We start from the raw sequence: 16,917 nt of genomic DNA on the forward strand, positions 1-16,917 counted from the left end.
TAGTGCCCCCCGTCCGACAGTGTCAATGCGCCTCGCGCACATCCCGCGAACGGCTGGAATCGCTTGAACGACGGCCGTGTCCGGATGGATGAGTCCGGCCTGGTGAACGCGCAATGGCGTATCCGCACTAGGCCGCGAGCACGCGCACGCCGAAGTCGTGCGCGGCGATTTCGGCCTCGGCCTGCGCGCGGGCCGCCGCAAGCGCGACGGGGCCGCGGGCAGTGCCCTGGACCGAAAAGAACGTCACGTCGGGCAGCCCGATGGTGCCCAGCACGTGCTTGAGATAAGGCGTGAGGAAGTCGGGCTGGCGTTGCGCGCCATCGCCGCAGAACTCCCCGCCGGAAGATATCGCGACGTAGACCGGGCGGCCGGCAAGGTTGCCGAGCTTGCCCTCGGACGTGATGCGGAAGGTGTGGCGCACCCGCACGACGTGATCGATCCAGGCCTTCAAGGACGAAGGCACCGTGAAATTATGCATCGGCGTGGCGATGACGACGTGGCTGGCGTCCCGCAGCGACTGGATCAGTTCGGCGGACTGGCGCAAGGCGCCGCGGTCCAGCCTGTCGTCCGGCGGATCCTGCGGCGAGCTCAGGGCCGCCGCGTAGTCCAGGTCGACGTGGAGCAGAGCGTTGGCGTTGAAATCCCTCACGATAGGGCGGGCGCCTTCCGCCGCGTCGACGATCCGGTCCACGATGCGTTGCGACAGACGATAGCTTTCGGAGGCGCGGCCGCGCGGGCTGCAGACAATGCGTAGGATGCTCATGCGGAGGGGGTTCCCAGAATCTTGCTGAATCGGATGGCGCTGGTCAACAGGCCTTGTCGGAAATAAAAGCGCTGGGCCAGGGCGTTGGCCAGCCCGGTATCGAGCACCAGTTTGGCGCAGCCGCTGTCGCGCGCCAGGCCATCCAGGGCTTCCAGCAGCCGCGCGCCCCAGCGTTCGCCGCGGCGCGTGGCCGAGACGACCAGGTCGTCCACGTACAGAAAGCGGCCGTAGATCAGGTTCTCCTGGAAGCGGTAGCCGGCCAGCGCCACGGCGCGGCCGTCCTGCATGGCGGCCAGCAGGCGGTAGCGTTCGTGCCGCATGCGGCCGATGCGTTCGATGAAATCGGTTTCCTCCGTCAGGTGCGGACGCAGTTCGCGCATCAGCGGCAGGCAGGCGCGCAGTTCGTCCGGCGTGACGAGATGGCGCAGGGCGGTGTCGTTGTCGTGTGTCATGGAAGCCATGTTAGGCAGCTCATGACATAATTTGAAGGGCCATAAAATGAATTTCTGACTATGCCATGATCCTTCCCTCCACTCCCGCCCCCGCGGCGCCTCCAAGCGGCGCCGAGCCCTTGTACCGGCAGGTCTACGAACGCTTCCGCGGGGCCATCGTCCAGGGCACGCTCAAGCCGGGCGACCGCATCCCGTCCGCCCGGGCGCTGGCCAAGGAATTGGGCGTGGCGCGGGGCACGGTGGAAGTGGCATATTCGCTGCTGGCTTCCGAAGGCTACATCCAGGCGCGCGGCCAGGCCGGCACGGTGGTGTCGCCCGATCTGCAGCCGCATGCGGCCGCTCCCGCGGCACAGCCGCCCGCCGCGCCGGCGCGCGATGAGCACGCCTGGCCCCGCTCGTCCGGGATCCTTCCTTTCCAGATGGGCCTGCCCGCGCTGGACGCGTTTCCCCGCAAGCTCTGGGCGCGTCTGGGCGCCAGGCAGCTGCGGGGGCTGCAGGCGCCCGAGCTTGCCTATCCGCCCAGCGGCGGCCTGCCGTCCCTGCGCAGCGCCACGGCCGCCTATCTGCAAGTGGCGCGCGGCATCCATTGCCAGCCCTCGCAGGTATTCATCACCTCGGGCTACAACCACACCATGCGGCTGGTCCTGCAGGCCTTGTTCGAACCGGGCGACGAGGTATGGATGGAAGATCCGGGCTATCCGCCCACGCGGTTCCTGCTGGAGCAGGCGCGGCTGCGGCCCGCGCCCGTGCCCGTGGACCATGACGGCCTCATCGTGGGCGCGGGCATCGAACGGGCGCCCCGCGCCCGCGGAGCCGTGGTGACGCCGGCCCATCAAAGCCCGTTGTGCATGTCGCTATCGCTGCCGCGACGGCAGGCGTTGCTGGACTGGGCGGAGCGGAACGGGAGCTGGATCGTCGAGGACGACTATGACGGCGAGTACCGTTACGTCAGCAGGCCCTTGCCCGCGCTGAAGAGCCTCGATACGCAAGGGCGGGTGCTGTACGCGGGCACGTTCAGCAAGGTGCTGTTTCCCGGACTGCGCCTGGCCTATGTGGTGGTGCCCGAAGCGCAGGCCGCGCGATTCGAGCAGATCTGCTGGCTGACCGGCGGCGCGCCCGGCCTGACGCAGGCGATCCTGGGGGCATTCATCGCCGAGGGGCACTTCGGCCGTCACATCCAGCGCATGCGCAAGCTCTACGCGGAGCGCCGCGAGGCCGCCGCGGCCGGTCTGGCCGCCGCGCTCGGCCCGCGCATGCGGATCGATCCGCAGCCCGGAGGCATGCATCTCGTGGCGCGCCTGGCAGGGCGCCAGGCCGACCGGGGCCTGGCCTCGCGCATGCAGCAAGCGGGATTGTTCGCGGAAGCGCTGTCGCGCTGGTATGCGGCGCCGGGCGGGCAGTCCGGGCTGCTGCTCAGCTTTACCAATATCGCCTCCGAGGCGCAGGCCCGGGAACTGGGCATGCGCATCCGGGCGCTGATGTAGCGCCCGGCGCGAGCCTACTCCAGTCCGGCCTTGTCCAGGCCGTAGGCCGCGTCGGCCGACCCTGGCACCGTCCTGAACGCGACGTTCAGGCGGTTCCAGCCGTTGATTCCAACCACCAGCAGGGTGAGATCGGAGAGCTCGGATTCGGAAAAATGCTCGCGCGCCGCGCGGTAGGCGTCGTCCGGCACGCCGTGGGCGGGCAGGGTGGTCACGATTTCGGTCCACGCCAGGGCCGCGCGTTCGCGCGGCGAGAACAAGGGGGACTCGCGCCAGATCGCAACGTGGTGCAGGCGCAACTCCCGCTCGCCCGCGATCCTGGCCTGCTTGACGTGCATGTCCAGGCAAAAGCCGCAGCCGTTGATCTGCGAAGCGCGGATATCGACCAGCTGGCCGACTTCGCGGACGACCGGAGACTTCTTGAGCGCCATGCTGAAGTCCAGGTACTTGCCGGAGATTTCGGCCGAGGTGTCGAAGTAATTCAGTCGTTGAGTCATGTTTCTGCCTATCGGCTGTCTGTGTTGCGGGGAGGATTCGCGTAGCCACAGCATGCCGTGACTTGGCCCAGCACAGAAGTGCCATGAATGGTGTTTCCGCCTGGGCCATGTTGGACGCCCGGCCGGTTGAATCCGCAACGCCGCCCGGCTATAAGCTTTAAGCGGGGGCTGGATTCGCATGCCCCGCCTGTCGATGAAGCCAAGTCCCATGCCGCTGCCTCCTCCCCATGATGAACATGTTGCCAGCCAATCGGCGGCGTCCACCCGCGTCGAGCCCGGCCGGGGCTCCTGTCTGGAAGTGTTCCTGGTTTTCCTGCGCCTGGGCCTGACGTCCTTCGGAGGCCCGGTGGCGCACCTGGCCTACTTCCGCAATGAATTCGTCGACCGCCGCCGCTGGCTCGACGACTACGCCTATTCCGACCTGGTGGCGTTGTGCCAGTTCCTGCCCGGGCCGGCCAGCAGCCAGGTCGGCATGGCCATCGGCCTGAGGCGGGCGGGCTGGGCGGGCATGCTTGCCGCCTGGGTCGCGTTCACGCTGCCCAGCGCAATCGCGCTCGTGCTATTCGCCGTGGGGCTCGCGCAATTCGGCTGGCTGTCCGGATCCGGCGCCATCCACGGGCTGAAGGTCGCAGCGGTCGCCATCATCGCGCAGGCGGTATGGGGCATGGGCCGGACGCTCTGTCCCGACCGGCCCCGCGCCGGCCTGGCGGTGGCCGCCGCTCTCATCACCGTGGCGCTGCCGACCGCGCTGGGGCAGCTGGGCGCCATCCTGCTGGGCGCCGTCGTCGGGGCGGCCGCGCTCCAGGTGCCCGCGCGGCCCGCGCTGGCCCCCGAGCAGCAAGGCGTGTCGCGCCGCGCGGGCTATCTTGCCCTGGCGTTGTTCGCGCTGCTGCTCGCGGCGCTGCCGGCCTGGGCCGCCTTCAGCGGCCAGCCGCTGGCGGCGCAACTGGCCGGCTTCTACCGCGCGGGGGCCCTGGTATTCGGCGGCGGCCACGTCGTGCTGCCTCTGCTGGAATCGGCTTCGGTGGCGGGGGGCATGGTATCCAATGCGGACTTCCTGGCGGGTTACGGCGCCGCGCAGGCCATGCCTGGCCCGCTGTTCTCCTTCGCCGCGTTCCTGGGCGCCATGTCGTCCGGTCCCTTGTCGGGCTGGGCCGGCGCGGTCGCGCTGCTCATCGCGATCTTTCTCCCCGGCGCGCTGCTGGTGGCGGCGGCTCTGCCTTTCTGGGAAAGCCTGCGCCTGCGGCCCGGCGTGCGCAACATGATCGCCGGGGTGAACGCCAGCGTGGTGGGCATCCTGCTGTCCGCGCTGTACGACCCGGTGTGGATCAGCGCCATCCTCGGGCGCGCCGACTTCGCGCTGGCGCTGCTGCTGTTCGCGCTGCTGGTCTACGCAAGATGGTCGCCCGTGTGGGTGGTGCTGGCGGCCGCCGCGGGCGGATGGGCGCTAGGATTGATCTAGAGGCTGCCAGCGGGGCCGGCGTTTCTGCAGGAAGGCGTCGATGCCTTCGCTGGCATCGGCCTCCATCATGTTGCGCGCCATCACGTCTCCCGCGTAGTCGTACGCATCGGCCAGCGCCATCTGCCGCTGCTTGTAGAACATGCGCTTGCCGTAGCGGATCGCGGTGGGGCTCTTCGCCAGGATGTCGTCCGCCAGCGCCTGCACGCGTCCGTCCAGGTCCACGTCCGGCACGGCGTCGTTGATGAGGCCCCAGTCCCTGGCCTGGGCGGCGTCGATGAATCTCGCCGTCACCAGCATTTCGAACGCCCGCTTGGCCGACACATTGCGGCTCAAGGCCACGGCGGGCGTCGAGCAGAACAGCCCCACGTTGATTCCGGATACCGCGAAGGTCGCCGTGTCGGCGGCCACGGCCAGATCGCAACTGGCCACCAGCTGGCAGCCCGCCGCGGTGGCGATTCCGCGCACCTTGGCGATGACGGGCACGGGCAGCGCCTGCAGCCCCTGCATGACGCTGCCGCACTTCCTGAAGAGCTCGCGGTAGTAGTCCAGCGAGGGCTGGCTGCGCATTTCGCGCAGGTCGTGGCCGGCGCAGAACGCCCGGCCCGTGGACTCCAGCACGACGCAGCGCGTTGCGCGGTCGCGGGCCAGGGCGTCGATTTCCGCCTGCAGGGCGGCCAGCATGGCTTCGGAAAGCGCGTTGAATTGACCGGGCCGGTTCAGGCGCAGCGTTACCACGCCGCCCTCTGCCGTGCGCGCCAGGATCGGCTGTTCCGCCGTTTCTTCGATACTCATGTCGCCTCCAGGATGGGGTATCCCTGGATGCTACGGCCTGCGCCGGCAAAAGAAAACCGGCCGGGCCACGTCATCGGCCGGGCCACGTCATCGGCCGGGCCGCGTCAGCCGGCGGCCAGCCGCCGCGACATGCCGACGGACAGGCACAGCAGGGGAGCCACGATGACCGCGCCGATCGATGCCATCGCCGTCTGGGCCGGCAGGCCGCTGTCGAGCAGGACGGTGGCGATGAGCGCCGATCCGCTCATCTGGAACAAGCCGTACACGGCGGCCGCCGTGCCGGCGCGCTCGGCGAAGGGCTCCAGCGCCAGGCTCAGGCCGGAACCCAGGGCCAGCGAAAAGCCCACGGTCAACACGGCGACCGGCAGCATGAAAACCCAGGCCGACAAGGGCATCCACAGCCAGGCCGCGAGATGCATGGCGGCCGCCAGCAGCAGGGCGGCCATGCCCACCCGCACCATCGTGTGGCGGCCGAAGCGCGCAATGAAGCCGGGCGCAAGAAAGAAGGCGCCGATGTTGATGGCCGCGTTGCCGCCGAACCAGGCGGAGAACCCCAGCTCGGAATAGCCCAGCTGCTGCACCAGCACCACCGGCGCGGCGGAGACGAACACGAGAATCATCGCCATGCCCGCCATGCCGAAGGCCGCGAAGTACAGGAAGCGCCCGCTGGCGACGATGGGCGCGTAGCGGCGCAGGCTGTACAGCGCGCCTTGCGGCCGCCCCGACGCCGCCCGGGTTTCCTCGAAGCGGCCGGCCAGCAGGCCCGCCAACGCCAGCGCGAACACCACCATGAAGGCGAAAGTGCTGCGCCAGCCCGCATGCACCGCCAGCGCGCCGCCCACCATCGGCGCCAGCGCGGGCACGGTGCACAGCGCGCCGTTCAGATAGCTGTAGACGCGCGCGCCCACGGCCGGGCTGAAGCAGTCGCGCACCGCGGCGAAGGCGACGAGCGACGCCGAGCAGGCGCCCAGCCCCTGGATCACGCGCGCGGCATAGAACACCTCCAGCGAGCCGGCCGCGGCGCCCAGCGCCGAGCCCAGCAGATAGGCCAGCACGCCGCCCAGCGCCACGGGCCGCCTGCCATAACGGTCGGCCAATGGCCCGATCAGCATCTGGCCCACGCCGACCGCGAAGATGAACAGCGTAATGCTGGCCTGGAGCGCGGTGACGGGCCGGCCGAAATCGTCGGCCATGGCGGGAAGGGAGGGGAGATAGATGTCGATGCCCATCGGCGTGAGCGTAACCAGCCCCATCAGGAGGCCGATCAGCCAGCGTTGGCCACGGGGAGTTAAAGCAGACTTCATGGGCAGGCTCGGGGTTCATGGGGAACCCGGGAAAACCCGATATTATCCACGAAGGGAGGTAGAATCATTCCTATGAACGCGCCCGCCCTCCGACCCCGCATCGTCATCCTCTACTGCACCCAGTGCCAATGGCTGCTGCGCGCGGCCTGGATGGCGCAGGAGTTGCTATCGACATTTTCGACCGACCTCGGCGAAGTGGTGCTGCAGCCGGGCACCGGCGGCGTGTTCCAGATCACCTACAACGGCGATCTGATCTGGGACCGCAAGAGCGACGGCGGCTTCCCCGAAGCCAAGGTGTTGAAGCAGCGCGTGCGCGACCGGCTCGATCCGGGCCGGCCGCTGGGACATATCGACGGCCACACCGCCGGCCCCTTGTTCAATCCCGAAGCCTGATCAGGCGGCCGGTTCCGAACTGAGGCTACCGCGCCCCTTGCGCTGCCGGAACGCCGATACCGCCAGCAGGGCGATGAGCCCCACGCAGGCCGCGATGAACCCCAGGCTGATCGGCCGCGACACGAAGATCGACAGATCGCCCCGCGACAACAGCAGCGCGCGGCGGAAGTTCTCTTCCACCATGGGCCCGAGCACGAAGCCCAGCAGCAGCGGCGCGGGCTCGAACCGCATGCGGATCAGCGCATAGCCGGCCGCGCCGAACACGGTGACCATGGCCACGTCGAACAGGTTGTTGTTCGTGCTGTACACGCCGACGCAGACGAAGAACAGCGCGGCCGGGAACAGGTAGCGAAAGGGCACGGTCAGCAGGCGCACCCACATCCCGATCAGCGGCAGGTTCAAGAGCAGCAACAGCACGTTGCCCACCCAGAAGCTGGCGATCAACCCCCAGAACATGTCGGCGTGTTCCACCATCATCTGCGGCCCCGGCTGGATGCCGTGGATGATCAGCGCGCCCAGCATCAGCGCCATCACCGGATCGCCGGGAATCCCCAGGCTCATGGTAGGGATGAAACTGGTCTGCGTGGACGCGCTGGTGGCGGCCTCCGGACCGGCAATGCCTTCGATCGCGCCGCGGCCGAACCGGCGCGGCTCGCGCGCCACCTTCTTTTCCGTCGCGTACGAAATGAAGGAGGCGATGGTGGGCCCGGTGCCTGGCAGGATGCCGAACGCTGCGCCGATCGCCGTGCCGCGCACCAGCGCTCCGCCCGACTGCTTGATGTCGCCGGCCTCCGGACGCATCGACTTCATGCTGATTTTCGCGGTAGTGACCTTGCCCCCTTCGCCGATGCGGTTGATGTTCTTGAGGAAATCCGCCACGCCGAACAGGCCCATGGCCAGCGCCACGATCTGCAGTCCATCGGACAGTTCGAGTATGCCGAAGTGAAACCGCATGGTGCCCGTGTTGACATCGGTGCCCACCACGCCCAGCAGCAATCCCACCACGACCATCGCGACGCCCTTGATCGCAGAGCCCTTGGCCAGGGTCGCGCCCGCCAGCAGGCCCAGCATCATCATCGAAAAGTATTCGGCCGGGCCGAACTTGAACGCGACGTCCACCAGCAAGGGCGAGAACAGGATCATCGCCAGGATGCCCACCGAAGCGCCGCAGAACGACGAGAACATCAGCATGAACAGCGCGGATCCCGCCTTGCCGTTGCGCGCCAGCGGATTGCCGTCCAGGCAGGCCACCGCGTGCGACGCGGTGCCGGGGAGGTTCAGCATGATGGACGTAATGCCGCCGCCATACTGCGAACCGTAGTAGATGCCGGACAGCATCACCAGCGCCGCCGTGGGCGTCATCGTGTAGGTGAGGGGCAGCAGGATGGAAATCGCGGCCAGCACGCCCATGCCGGGCAACACGCCGATCAGGTTGCCCATGAAGACGCCGAAAACGGCCCACATCAGGTTGTCCAGCGCGAAGGCAATGGAGAACCCGTGCATCAGATTGTCGAATATCTCCATGGATCAACCCCAGCGGAACAGGGGGAACTGCAGTTGCAGCCCCCAGGAGAACACGGCCACGCCCAGTAGCGTGACGCCCGTGGCGAGCAGGGCCGCGCTGCGCAGCGTGTGCTGGCGGTCGCCCAGCGCGGAGATGAATACCAGCGCAAAGGTGGCGGGCACCAGGCCGCCGTACTTGCCGACCAGGATGAAGGTCATCAGGCCGCCGATGATGCAGCCCCAGCCGCGCCATTCCGGCGGCGGCACGTCCTCATCGTCCTCGTCGGCGACGGAAGGCATCCACGCCATCCGCGCGATGGCCAGGCCCAGCATCACCAGCAGCGCCCCCAGGATCGCGGGAAACATCCCCGGCCCCATGCGCGCCAGGGTCCCCAGACTGTATGTGGATGCCTGCGCGATGGCGCCCAGGCCCAGCACGATCATCGTGCCCGCGGCCCACGCCTCGCGCCGAACGGCGCTGCGTTTGGATTGCATTGTCTTTCCTCCCGTTGTTGCGTCTTCGCCTGACTTTCGTCTGAACGAAAACTGACTGCCAGATGAATGCGGGAGTCTAAAAATCCAAACTTCCGTTCCGCTTTCAGACCGCTGGGAAGGAACGGCGAACCGCGATATTTCTGCGGAAAACGGGGGAAATCCCTAGGAATGCGCGGCCCGGGCAAAGGTCCTGGGAACAGGTTCAGGCCTTCGGCGTCCAGGGGTTGCGGTCCGCATGCGCGAGCGCCGCTTCCAGGCGCTGTTTGCTGGCTTCGGGCCAGCAGGCGTCCATGTCGTAGAACCCTTCGGCCGCGGGCACGTCATCGGGCAGGCGCAGCCAGGGATGCTTCGAACGCACGAAGCAGTGCGCGCCGGGCGGGAAGTCGGCGGCGCGATCCAGCGTGCCCGCATACACCAGCGCCACCGACTCCCCATACGCGGGGTGGTGGCTCCACAGCAGGCCGGCGCACGCCGCGCAGCGCACGACAAGCACCGTTTCCCCGTCGTTGGCGGTCTTGCCGGCGGGGTGGCGGGCGAGCTTGCCTTGCAATAGGGTCAGGCGATCGGACTCGATGGGCGCGTTCATGGCGAACGCGGTGCCCGAGTGCCGCTGGCACAGCGTGCAATGGCAGCAATGCACGAACATCGGCGGGCTGGCGAGGCGATAGCGGACCGCTCCGCAGTCGCAACCGCCTTCGATGAGAGGCGAGGTCACGGCGCGTCTCCGGGGAAGGGTGGCGCGACCAGTGTATCGGGGCGCCGGCCCCGGCAGCAGTGGCGATCGCGACACAATGCGGGGCGATTGCGACAGGCGCGCACGCGCGCGCCACGCGCCGCAGTCGAGCGGCGGGCAGAGCGGGGAACGGCGCCAGGCAGCGCCGGGAACATGGACCGCGCGCGCATCCGCTGGCTATTTCAGTCAAAATCATGCTAAAATACAACAATTGGCAGCAAATCAACAATAACAATGCTGTCCGCCGCAGCCAGGCCCACAGGCCCGGCCGCGTCTTTGCTCAGCGTTGCCCGCGCGTATGTCCCCCCGTGTCCTGCCCAGGACCGCATCGAAGGCACGCTTGAATCCTGCGTATCGCGCTTGTGCGGGGGAAGCCATGCGCCCTGAATAGGAGAACGCTCATGTCTCATCAACTGGTCGGCAAGAAGTGGCGCTTCGAGATTCCGCCCCTGGACTGGAAAGCGCCCGAGGCCAAGAAAGACGCTGACATCAACTCCGCTCCGGCCGATGCCGATTCCGCCGACGATACCGAAGCCTTGCGTTCCACCGCGTAAGGCCTGATCGCGCCCTGCGCGGCGCCACCACCACAGGCCTCCGGCCGCGCGCGTCCAGCGCGTCGCCCGAGGCCATCTCGTTTCCCGCACCTTTGCCATTCGCAGCCTCTGTCCGCGCGCCGCGCCGGACGGCGGCATGCGCCTGCGCGCCGGGCCCGCCCGGCACGGACCTTTCTGAGAGCGAGTACCTGGAATGCCTGAAAGCACTTCGAGCCGTCAACCGGTCAGGCCCTTTATCTACGCCACGACGACGTCGCGGTCCCTGATGTTCGCGCACGGTGAGATCCAGAGCCGCATGTGGACCCGGGACCCCAATGCGCTCAACCTGGAATACACCCGCATCATGATGGGATTCCTGCTGCTGAATCCCGAACCCCGCCGGATCGCCATGGTCGGCCTGGGAGGAGGGTCGCTGGCGAAGTTCTGCTACCACTACCTTCCCTCGGCCCGGATCGACGTCTTCGAGATCAATCCGCACGTCATCGCCTTGCGCGATTCGTTCCACGTCCCCGCCGACGACTCCCGCTTCACGGTGCTGCTCGGCGACGGCGCCGAACTCATCCAGCGGCATCGGGACGAATACGACGCCATACTGGTGGACGGCTACGATATCGACGGCATACCCGCGCAGCTCACGTCCGACGCGTTCTACGAGCACTGCTTCAACGCCCTGGCCGCCGACGGGCTGATGGTGGGCAACTTCCATGCGCTGAACTTCAACTACCGGCGTTACCTGGGGCGCATCAAGCGGCGCTTCGCCGGATCGGTGATCGAGGTCAGCGATATTTCGCTGGCGCACCGCATCGTGTTCGCCTGCAAGGGCGGCCTGCTCAAACGCAGGACGGGCTTGCCCACCCGCAAACCCGACGCCATGAGCGCGGACCTGTGGTCGCGCATCGCGCCCGGGCTCTGGCCTCTGCTGGACTGAACGCGGCCACCCGCGGCAAGCCGGCCGCCGCTACGGCGTGTGCGCGGCCACGCGGTTGCGCCCCTGCTGCTTTGCCGCGTAGAGCGCCTCGTCCGCGGCGCGGAACGCCGCGCCCACGTCCGGGCCGGCCGATGGCCATTGCGCCACGCCGGCCGACAGCGTAATGCCCGCCGTGCCGTGCAGGCGATGCATTTCCAGGCTCTTGCGCAGGCGTTCGGCCATGTTCGCCGCTTCTTTCACGCTGGCCGCGGGAAGCAGGATCAGGAACTCCTCGCCGCCGTTGCGGCAGAGCACGTCCGATGGGCGCGAGCATTCGCGCATCAGTTGCGCCACGCCGCGGATCACTTCATCGCCCACCGTATGGCCGTAGGTGTCGTTGATCAGCTTGAAATGATCGATGTCCAGCGCAACCACGGCGAACGGCGCGCCCGCGGCCTGCAACCGTTCCACCGCCGCCTGCAGGCCGCGCCGGTTGTGCAGGCCGGTCAGCGGATCGGTGATGCTGGCCTGGTTCAGCTTGCCGATTTCGTCCTGCAGGTTGGTGAAACTGCGGAGCACCGCGCGCTTCAGACGCTGCGCCTCGAAGTACCACGCCCGCACGGACTGCACCCGCTGCATCGCGACGGCGACCTCCTGGTGCTCGACGTTGGTGGCCAGCTGCGACAGCGGCTGCGATATCTTGCGCGCGCACCACCAGATGGCCAGCAGAAAGACGAGGGCGAAGGGCGCGGCGTACCCGATCAATGCCCAGATCAAGTCGTCCAGCGGCTCCAGCGTCGCCTGGGAGGGCCGCTGCGCGATCACGCCCCAGCCGCTCAAGGGGACGCGGGCATATCCCGCCAGCATATCCACGCCCCGGGTATTGACCAGGCGTTGCGCCCCGGACTGGCCCCGCATGACGGCCGCCACCACCGGGTTGGCCTTGACGTCTTCCCCGATGCGGGCGGTGTCCTGGTGATAGATCAGCCGGCCTTCGTGATCGACCACGTACAGATAGGACCCGTCCTGGTAATGATGCTTGCCCAACAGCATGTGCAAGGCGCCTTCGCTGCGCAGGTAAATCGTGCCCGCGATATAGCCCAGGTAGCGTCCGTTGTCCGCATGGATCGGGTGGGAAAGATTGATCAGCAGGTTGCCCGAAAGCGAGACATAGGGCTTGCTGATCATGGGCTTGCGGGCTTGCAGCGCCGCGCGGCTGCCATCGTTGTCGACGCGGGTGCCCACGAAGCCCCGCAGGCTTTGCGAGGCCGCAAGCACCGTGCCGTCGGCGCGGATGATCGCAACCGAGTTGAAGCTGTCGGTCTGCTCCTGCAAGCGCGCGGCCTCGGCGGCCAGCAGCTCCGGCACGTCGAAGCGGGCGGCCAGGTGGCGGGCGCTGTATTCCAGCTGCCGCTGGGCCGTCTTCAGGAACGCGCCGGCGCTCTCCGCGAGCTTGGCCGCGTAAACCCGATTGGCTTCCAGCGTGTTCGCGATGAGCTGTTCGCGCTGAACGCGATAGCTGGCGTAGAGCGTGTTTGCGGTGGCAACGACGGCGCTGAATATGGTGAGCGCAAGCACGAGCCCGCGCAGGTGGATTCGCATGAAGAGACCGGGTCGGGCAGGTGAAGCAAGGCCAAATTTTAACGTGCGCCGGCATCCGGTTCGTCGAGCAGGCGGGCGGCCGGCGACTGGGCGGCCGCCCCCGCGCGGAAGTAGCCCATGACGGTCGCCACGCTGGCGTGCCCGGTCAGCGCCATGGTGTCGCCCAGCGGCACGTTCTGCCTGCCCGCCTCGGTGACGAAGCCCGACCGCAGGCTGTGCGCCGAGAAGTCGCCTTCCAGGCCGGCCAGCCTGCAGCGCTCCTGCACGATGTCGCGCAACGCGGCGGCGGCCAGCGGTTCGCCCACCACGCCTCCTCGGCGGACACGGCGAAACAGCGGACCCTCCGAGATGCCGCTGGCGCTCAGCCAGGCATCGAGCGCCTCGGCCGCCATGCCGACAATCGGCTTCTGGTCGTTGGCGCGGCTCTCCCCGGCCTGGTTGGTCTTGGAGTGAGCCAGGGAAAACAGAAAACCGTCGGCCGTGCGCCGGGTGTTCTCGACCGTGGCGCGCGCGACCTCCGAGCGCCGGCGGCCGCCGCTGGCCCACGCGAACAGCAGCAGGGCTCGGTCGCGCACGCCTCGCAACGTATCGTCGCAGGTCGCCAGCAGGGCCTGCAACGGCTCGCGCGTGAGCGCCACTTTCTTGGCGGGCGCCACGCCGCGGCGGGCGTAGGCGCGGCGCGTCTTGGCAAGCAGTTCCCGCACCCGTGCGCCGCGGCAGGGATTCGGATGGCCCTGCAGTTCATGCGCCTTGGACAAGACCGACAGACGTTGCAGCAGCGTGTTCAGGCTGGGCGGCCCCAGCTTGCCCTTGGCCTTCAGCCGCACCAGCTCCCGGTCCAGCGCCAGCGGCAGCTCCCATTTCAAGCCTTGCTCGGTCGTACGCTGCGCGTGGTCGACCACGAATTGCACGACCGCGGCTTCCGGGACGGGCAGGGCGAAGGGGCGTCCGTAACGCAGCTCGAACCAGGCCGTCCAGTAGCGGATCGCCGCGCGGTAGCTGGCGGCGGTATTGACCGAGCTGCCTTCGCGCATCAGTCCGCGCACGGCGGCATCCGCCTGCGCGTCCAGCGCCGAGGGATCCAGCAGGGGCAGCGTTGCTTGCAGGGTCAGGGACATGTTTTCGAGGGCTTCAGGTAGCGCAAACGGGGAAAATCCAAATTCACTTCGTGTTATGTATAAACATACATATACTGTATGATATCTAACATAAATAAGAAATTACTCACGATAAGGCTCCATTATCGCGGGTAATTATCCCGTAATTGCGGAAAAATCGACGGAGCATGGCCATGGCCACCGGAATCACCGAAACAGACGTCTGGAGCGCCGCCGACGCCTTGTTGCTGGAAGGCGCGCGCCCGACGATCGAACGGGTGCGCCAGAAGATCGGGCGCGGATCCCCGAATACCGTCAGCCCTTATCTGGAAACCTGGTTCCGCTCGCTGGGCGCGCGCATCAAGGATCCCGGCGCGTTCGCCGCCGCCCCCTCCGCGCCGGACCCGATCGTCCAGGCGGCGGCTCATTTCTGGGAAACGGCCCTCGCCGAGGCCAGGGCGGAGCAGGCCAGCGCCTATCGCGCGCGCTGGGAAGAACTGGCGCAAGAGGGAGAAAGGCTGGCGGCCGACGCAGAACAGCTGCAATTGCGCGAAGCCGGGCTGGCGCAGCGCGAAAGGGATCTGCAGGAAGCGCTCAAGGTGGCCACCTCGCAATTGGCGGCCGCCGAGGAACGCCTGCAAGCGGCGGAACAGCAGCTGCGGCAGCGCGGCATACAACTCGAGCAGCATCAGATGCAGCTCGCGCAGGCCCGCAGCGCGGCGCAGGCCCTGCAGGCCGAGGCCGAAAAATCGCGCGGCCAGCATGCCCAAGCGCTGGAAGCGCTGGAGGCCCGCCACGCGGCCCATGAACGCCGCTGGCTGAACGAGCTGGACGGCGAGCGCGGCGCCGTCAAACGCCTGCAAGCCCGGCTCGACGAGACGCAGGCGGCCAGCCAGCGGCAACTGACCCAGGCGGGCAAGGCCCTGGCCGAGGAACAGGAACGGCGGCGCCGGGCGGAAGAGGGCGCGCAGGCATTGCGCGCCGATGCCCAGGAGAGCCGCATCCGCCTTGAATCCGAATTGGCCGCGATCCGAAGCGCGGCAGGCGCGGCCCAGGAACGCGAACGCGCGCTGGAAGCAAGGCTGGCGGCCGCCGAAGCCCGGGCGGCGGATTTCCTGGCGCAGGTGAAATCGAAGGACGGGCAATTGGCCGAAATGGCCCGCCACCTGATGGCCTTGGCCGCCGGCGCCGCCGCCGAGGGCGCGCAGGGCGCCCGGGCGGCGAGCCAGGAAGAGGCCAAGCCGTGACCGGGGCGTCAATGGCCCGGATAGACGCCCTGGAAGGGTTCGTTGTTGGGCTCGCCGAAGCTCGATGAATGGTAATTGGCCGGATTGGCTCCCATGGAGCTGCTGGAGCGCGGCGAACCGGAGCTGTAGGAATTGGGGCTGGAACAGCCAGCGAGCAGGAAGGCCAGCAATATGCCGGCAGTGGTCAGAGTCCTCATCGCGTACCTCCGTAAGATGATGCCTGCCGGGAATCCGGCAGACCTTCCCGTCGGCAAGTTGCATGCCCGCCGAACGGCCCCGGCCCGGCCGCGGCGCGGCGGGCGGTGCGCGAGCAGCGTCAATCGGCGCCAGCGGGCCCTGGGCGGCCGGTTTTCGGATAAATTCGCAGGAACGCATCGGCGCGTATCACCCGGGCGGGCGCCCGCAGGTCGCCATGCGCCACCATCCAGGGCCGCCGGCCTTGTCAGGAGCAGCGGGTGAATCCACGTCAATCGGTCGATCTTGCCCGCATCCTGCTCGTCATCGTGATTCTTTCCGCGCTGATGGTGGGCAGTCTTTACGTGCTGCGGCCATTCCTGCCGGGCCTGATCTGGGCAACCACCATAGTCGTCGCCACCTGGCCGGTGCTGCTGGCGATCCAACGCCGCTGCGGCGGACGCCGCTGGATCGCCACCGTCGTCATGCTGTTCCTCCTGCTGTTCGTCATCGTGCTGCCCCTGTACCAGGCCATCTCCACGCTGGCGCTGCACGGCGGAGCCATCATGGCGGCGATCAAGAGCCTGCCCGACTATGCGTTGCTGGCGCCCCCCTCCTGGATCCGCAACATCCCCTTGGCCGGCCCCAGGGTCGCCGACGAATGGCAGGCCCTCTCGGACGCCGGCGCCGGGGGGCTGCTGGCCAAGCTCGAACCCTACATCACCACCGCCGCGCGCTGGCTGCTCGGCCACGCCGCCATCGTCGGCGTGTTCGTCATGCACATGCTGATCACCGTCGTGATCGCCGGCATCCTCTACAGCAAGGGAGACGTGGCCGCCGATTTCGTGTTGCGCTTCTTCAACCGCCTGTCCGGGCAGCGGGGAATGTCCGCGGTCAAGCTGGCCGGGCTGGCGATCCGCGCGGTGGCGCTGGGCATCGTGGTCACGGCGGTCGTGCAGTCGGCGCTGGGCGGCATCGGCCTGTGGATCGCGGGCGTGCCGGCGGCGGGCATCCTGACGGCCCTCATGGTGATGCTGTGCCTGGCGCAGCTGGGCCCGTTCCTGCCCATGTTGGGCGGGGTCGCCTGGCTGTTCCAGAACGACATGAAGTTCGCCGCCGCGGTGCTGCTGGTCTGGGCGGTGGTGGTCGCCACGCTGGACAATCTTCTGCGGCCCATGCTGATCAAGCGGGGCGTGAACCTGTCGCTGCTGCTGATCCTGGCCGGCGTGCTGGGCGGGATGTTCGCCTTCGGAATCGTCGGGCTGTTCATCGGCCCGGTGATCCTCGCGGTGACGCAGACGCTGCTCAAGGCCTGGATCGACGAGGCGCCCGCGCCTGCGCCCATCTCCCTGGAGCCCCAGGCGGGAGCGCAGGACCAGCCCTCGGAAGCCGGGGGCGGCGCCGGCTCGCCGCCCCCGGTCTGAAGGCCGGGCGCGCCCAGGGCGCCGGGTGGCGTAACAT

18 protein-coding genes are annotated in these 16,917 nt (G+C 68.2%); 7 read left to right on the top strand and 11 right to left on the bottom strand.

Going from position 1 to position 16,917, the window contains the following annotated elements:
* Nucleotides 1-127: 127 nt before the first annotated feature.
* The gene (locus tag ACN6PJ_RS02740; RefSeq protein ID WP_427994359.1) at nucleotides 128-763 is read right to left on the bottom strand and encodes an FMN-dependent NADH-azoreductase; all 636 of its coding nucleotides are present in this window, start codon (nucleotides 761-763) and stop codon (nucleotides 128-130) included.
* The gene (locus tag ACN6PJ_RS02745; RefSeq protein ID WP_427994360.1) at nucleotides 760-1,224 is read right to left on the bottom strand and encodes a GNAT family N-acetyltransferase; all 465 of its coding nucleotides are present in this window, start codon (nucleotides 1,222-1,224) and stop codon (nucleotides 760-762) included. Before ACN6PJ_RS02745 ends, ACN6PJ_RS02740 begins: the two co-directional genes overlap by 4 nt.
* Before the next feature lie 56 nt (nucleotides 1,225-1,280).
* Here ACN6PJ_RS02745 and ACN6PJ_RS02750 point away from each other — a divergent pair, with 56 nt between their 5' ends.
* Nucleotides 1,281-2,699, top strand: coding sequence for a PLP-dependent aminotransferase family protein (locus ACN6PJ_RS02750; RefSeq protein WP_427994361.1), 1,419 nt, complete (start codon nucleotides 1,281-1,283; stop codon nucleotides 2,697-2,699).
* Nucleotides 2,700-2,713: 14 nt separating this feature from the next.
* On the opposite strand, the gene ACN6PJ_RS02755 is transcribed toward ACN6PJ_RS02750, so the two are convergent.
* Nucleotides 2,714-3,193, bottom strand: a complete 480-nt coding sequence (locus ACN6PJ_RS02755; protein ID WP_427994362.1) for a carboxymuconolactone decarboxylase family protein — start codon at nucleotides 3,191-3,193, stop codon at nucleotides 2,714-2,716.
* 208 nt (nucleotides 3,194-3,401) lie between these two features.
* On the opposite strand from ACN6PJ_RS02755, the gene chrA reads away from it, so the two are divergent.
* Nucleotides 3,402-4,655 (top strand): chromate efflux transporter, encoded by a 1,254-nt coding sequence (gene chrA, locus ACN6PJ_RS02760; RefSeq protein ID WP_427994363.1) that lies wholly within the window; start codon nucleotides 3,402-3,404, stop codon nucleotides 4,653-4,655.
* Here chrA and ACN6PJ_RS02765 read toward each other — a convergent pair.
* The gene (locus ACN6PJ_RS02765; RefSeq protein ID WP_427994364.1) at nucleotides 4,641-5,447 is read right to left on the bottom strand and encodes an enoyl-CoA hydratase; all 807 of its coding nucleotides are present in this window, start codon (nucleotides 5,445-5,447) and stop codon (nucleotides 4,641-4,643) included. The genes chrA and ACN6PJ_RS02765 overlap by 15 nt on opposite strands.
* A 104-nt stretch (nucleotides 5,448-5,551) precedes the next feature.
* Complete coding sequence (locus ACN6PJ_RS02770) at nucleotides 5,552-6,751, bottom strand: multidrug effflux MFS transporter (protein WP_427994365.1); 1,200 nt, start codon at nucleotides 6,749-6,751, stop codon at nucleotides 5,552-5,554.
* Between the two features lie 72 nt (nucleotides 6,752-6,823).
* Here ACN6PJ_RS02770 and ACN6PJ_RS02775 point away from each other — a divergent pair, with 72 nt between their 5' ends.
* Nucleotides 6,824-7,144, top strand: a complete 321-nt coding sequence (locus ACN6PJ_RS02775; protein WP_427994366.1) for a SelT/SelW/SelH family protein — start codon at nucleotides 6,824-6,826, stop codon at nucleotides 7,142-7,144.
* On the opposite strand, the gene ACN6PJ_RS02780 is transcribed toward ACN6PJ_RS02775, so the two are convergent.
* From ACN6PJ_RS02780 to ACN6PJ_RS02790, 3 genes are all read right to left on the bottom strand, one after another.
* Nucleotides 7,145-8,668: a tripartite tricarboxylate transporter permease gene (locus ACN6PJ_RS02780; protein WP_427994367.1), complete on the bottom strand. Its 1,524-nt coding sequence runs from the start codon at nucleotides 8,666-8,668 to the stop codon at nucleotides 7,145-7,147.
* 3 nt (nucleotides 8,669-8,671) lie between these two features.
* Nucleotides 8,672-9,142, bottom strand: coding sequence for a tripartite tricarboxylate transporter TctB family protein (locus ACN6PJ_RS02785; protein ID WP_427994368.1), 471 nt, complete (start codon nucleotides 9,140-9,142; stop codon nucleotides 8,672-8,674).
* A gap of 202 nt (nucleotides 9,143-9,344) precedes the next feature.
* Nucleotides 9,345-9,857, bottom strand: a complete 513-nt coding sequence (locus ACN6PJ_RS02790; RefSeq protein WP_427994369.1) for a GFA family protein — start codon at nucleotides 9,855-9,857, stop codon at nucleotides 9,345-9,347.
* A 419-nt stretch (nucleotides 9,858-10,276) separates the two neighbouring features.
* Here ACN6PJ_RS02790 and ACN6PJ_RS02795 point away from each other — a divergent pair, with 419 nt between their 5' ends.
* Both ACN6PJ_RS02795 and ACN6PJ_RS02800 read left to right on the top strand, forming a co-directional pair.
* A complete protein-coding gene (locus ACN6PJ_RS02795; protein WP_427994370.1) occupies nucleotides 10,277-10,429 on the top strand; it encodes a hypothetical protein in 153 nt (50 codons plus the stop codon).
* Between the two features lie 193 nt (nucleotides 10,430-10,622).
* On the top strand, nucleotides 10,623-11,357 hold the full coding sequence (locus ACN6PJ_RS02800; RefSeq protein WP_427994371.1) for a transferase: 735 nt from the start codon (nucleotides 10,623-10,625) through the stop codon (nucleotides 11,355-11,357).
* A 30-nt stretch (nucleotides 11,358-11,387) separates the two neighbouring features.
* On the opposite strand, the gene ACN6PJ_RS02805 is transcribed toward ACN6PJ_RS02800, so the two are convergent.
* Entirely contained in the window at nucleotides 11,388-12,938 is a 1,551-nt protein-coding gene (locus ACN6PJ_RS02805; RefSeq protein ID WP_427994372.1) for a diguanylate cyclase, read from the bottom strand.
* A gap of 38 nt (nucleotides 12,939-12,976) precedes the next feature.
* On the bottom strand, nucleotides 12,977-14,056 hold the full coding sequence (locus tag ACN6PJ_RS02810; protein WP_427994373.1) for a tyrosine-type recombinase/integrase: 1,080 nt from the start codon (nucleotides 14,054-14,056) through the stop codon (nucleotides 12,977-12,979).
* A 173-nt stretch (nucleotides 14,057-14,229) separates the two neighbouring features.
* Here ACN6PJ_RS02810 and ACN6PJ_RS02815 point away from each other — a divergent pair, with 173 nt between their 5' ends.
* Entirely contained in the window at nucleotides 14,230-15,282 is a 1,053-nt protein-coding gene (locus ACN6PJ_RS02815; RefSeq protein ID WP_427994374.1) for a DNA-binding protein, read from the top strand.
* Between the two features lie 8 nt (nucleotides 15,283-15,290).
* On the opposite strand, the gene ACN6PJ_RS02820 is transcribed toward ACN6PJ_RS02815, so the two are convergent.
* A complete protein-coding gene (locus tag ACN6PJ_RS02820) occupies nucleotides 15,291-15,479 on the bottom strand; it encodes a hypothetical protein (protein ID WP_427994375.1) in 189 nt (62 codons plus the stop codon).
* Between the two features lie 258 nt (nucleotides 15,480-15,737).
* On the opposite strand from ACN6PJ_RS02820, the gene ydiK reads away from it, so the two are divergent.
* Nucleotides 15,738-16,880, top strand: coding sequence for an AI-2E family transporter YdiK (gene ydiK, locus ACN6PJ_RS02825; RefSeq protein ID WP_427994376.1), 1,143 nt, complete (start codon nucleotides 15,738-15,740; stop codon nucleotides 16,878-16,880).
* The last annotated feature ends 37 nt before the right edge of the window (nucleotides 16,881-16,917 follow it).

The sequence above is a fragment of the Achromobacter sp. genome (genome assembly GCF_050285585.1).
Lineage (GTDB): Bacteria > Pseudomonadota > Gammaproteobacteria > Burkholderiales > Burkholderiaceae_B > Achromobacter.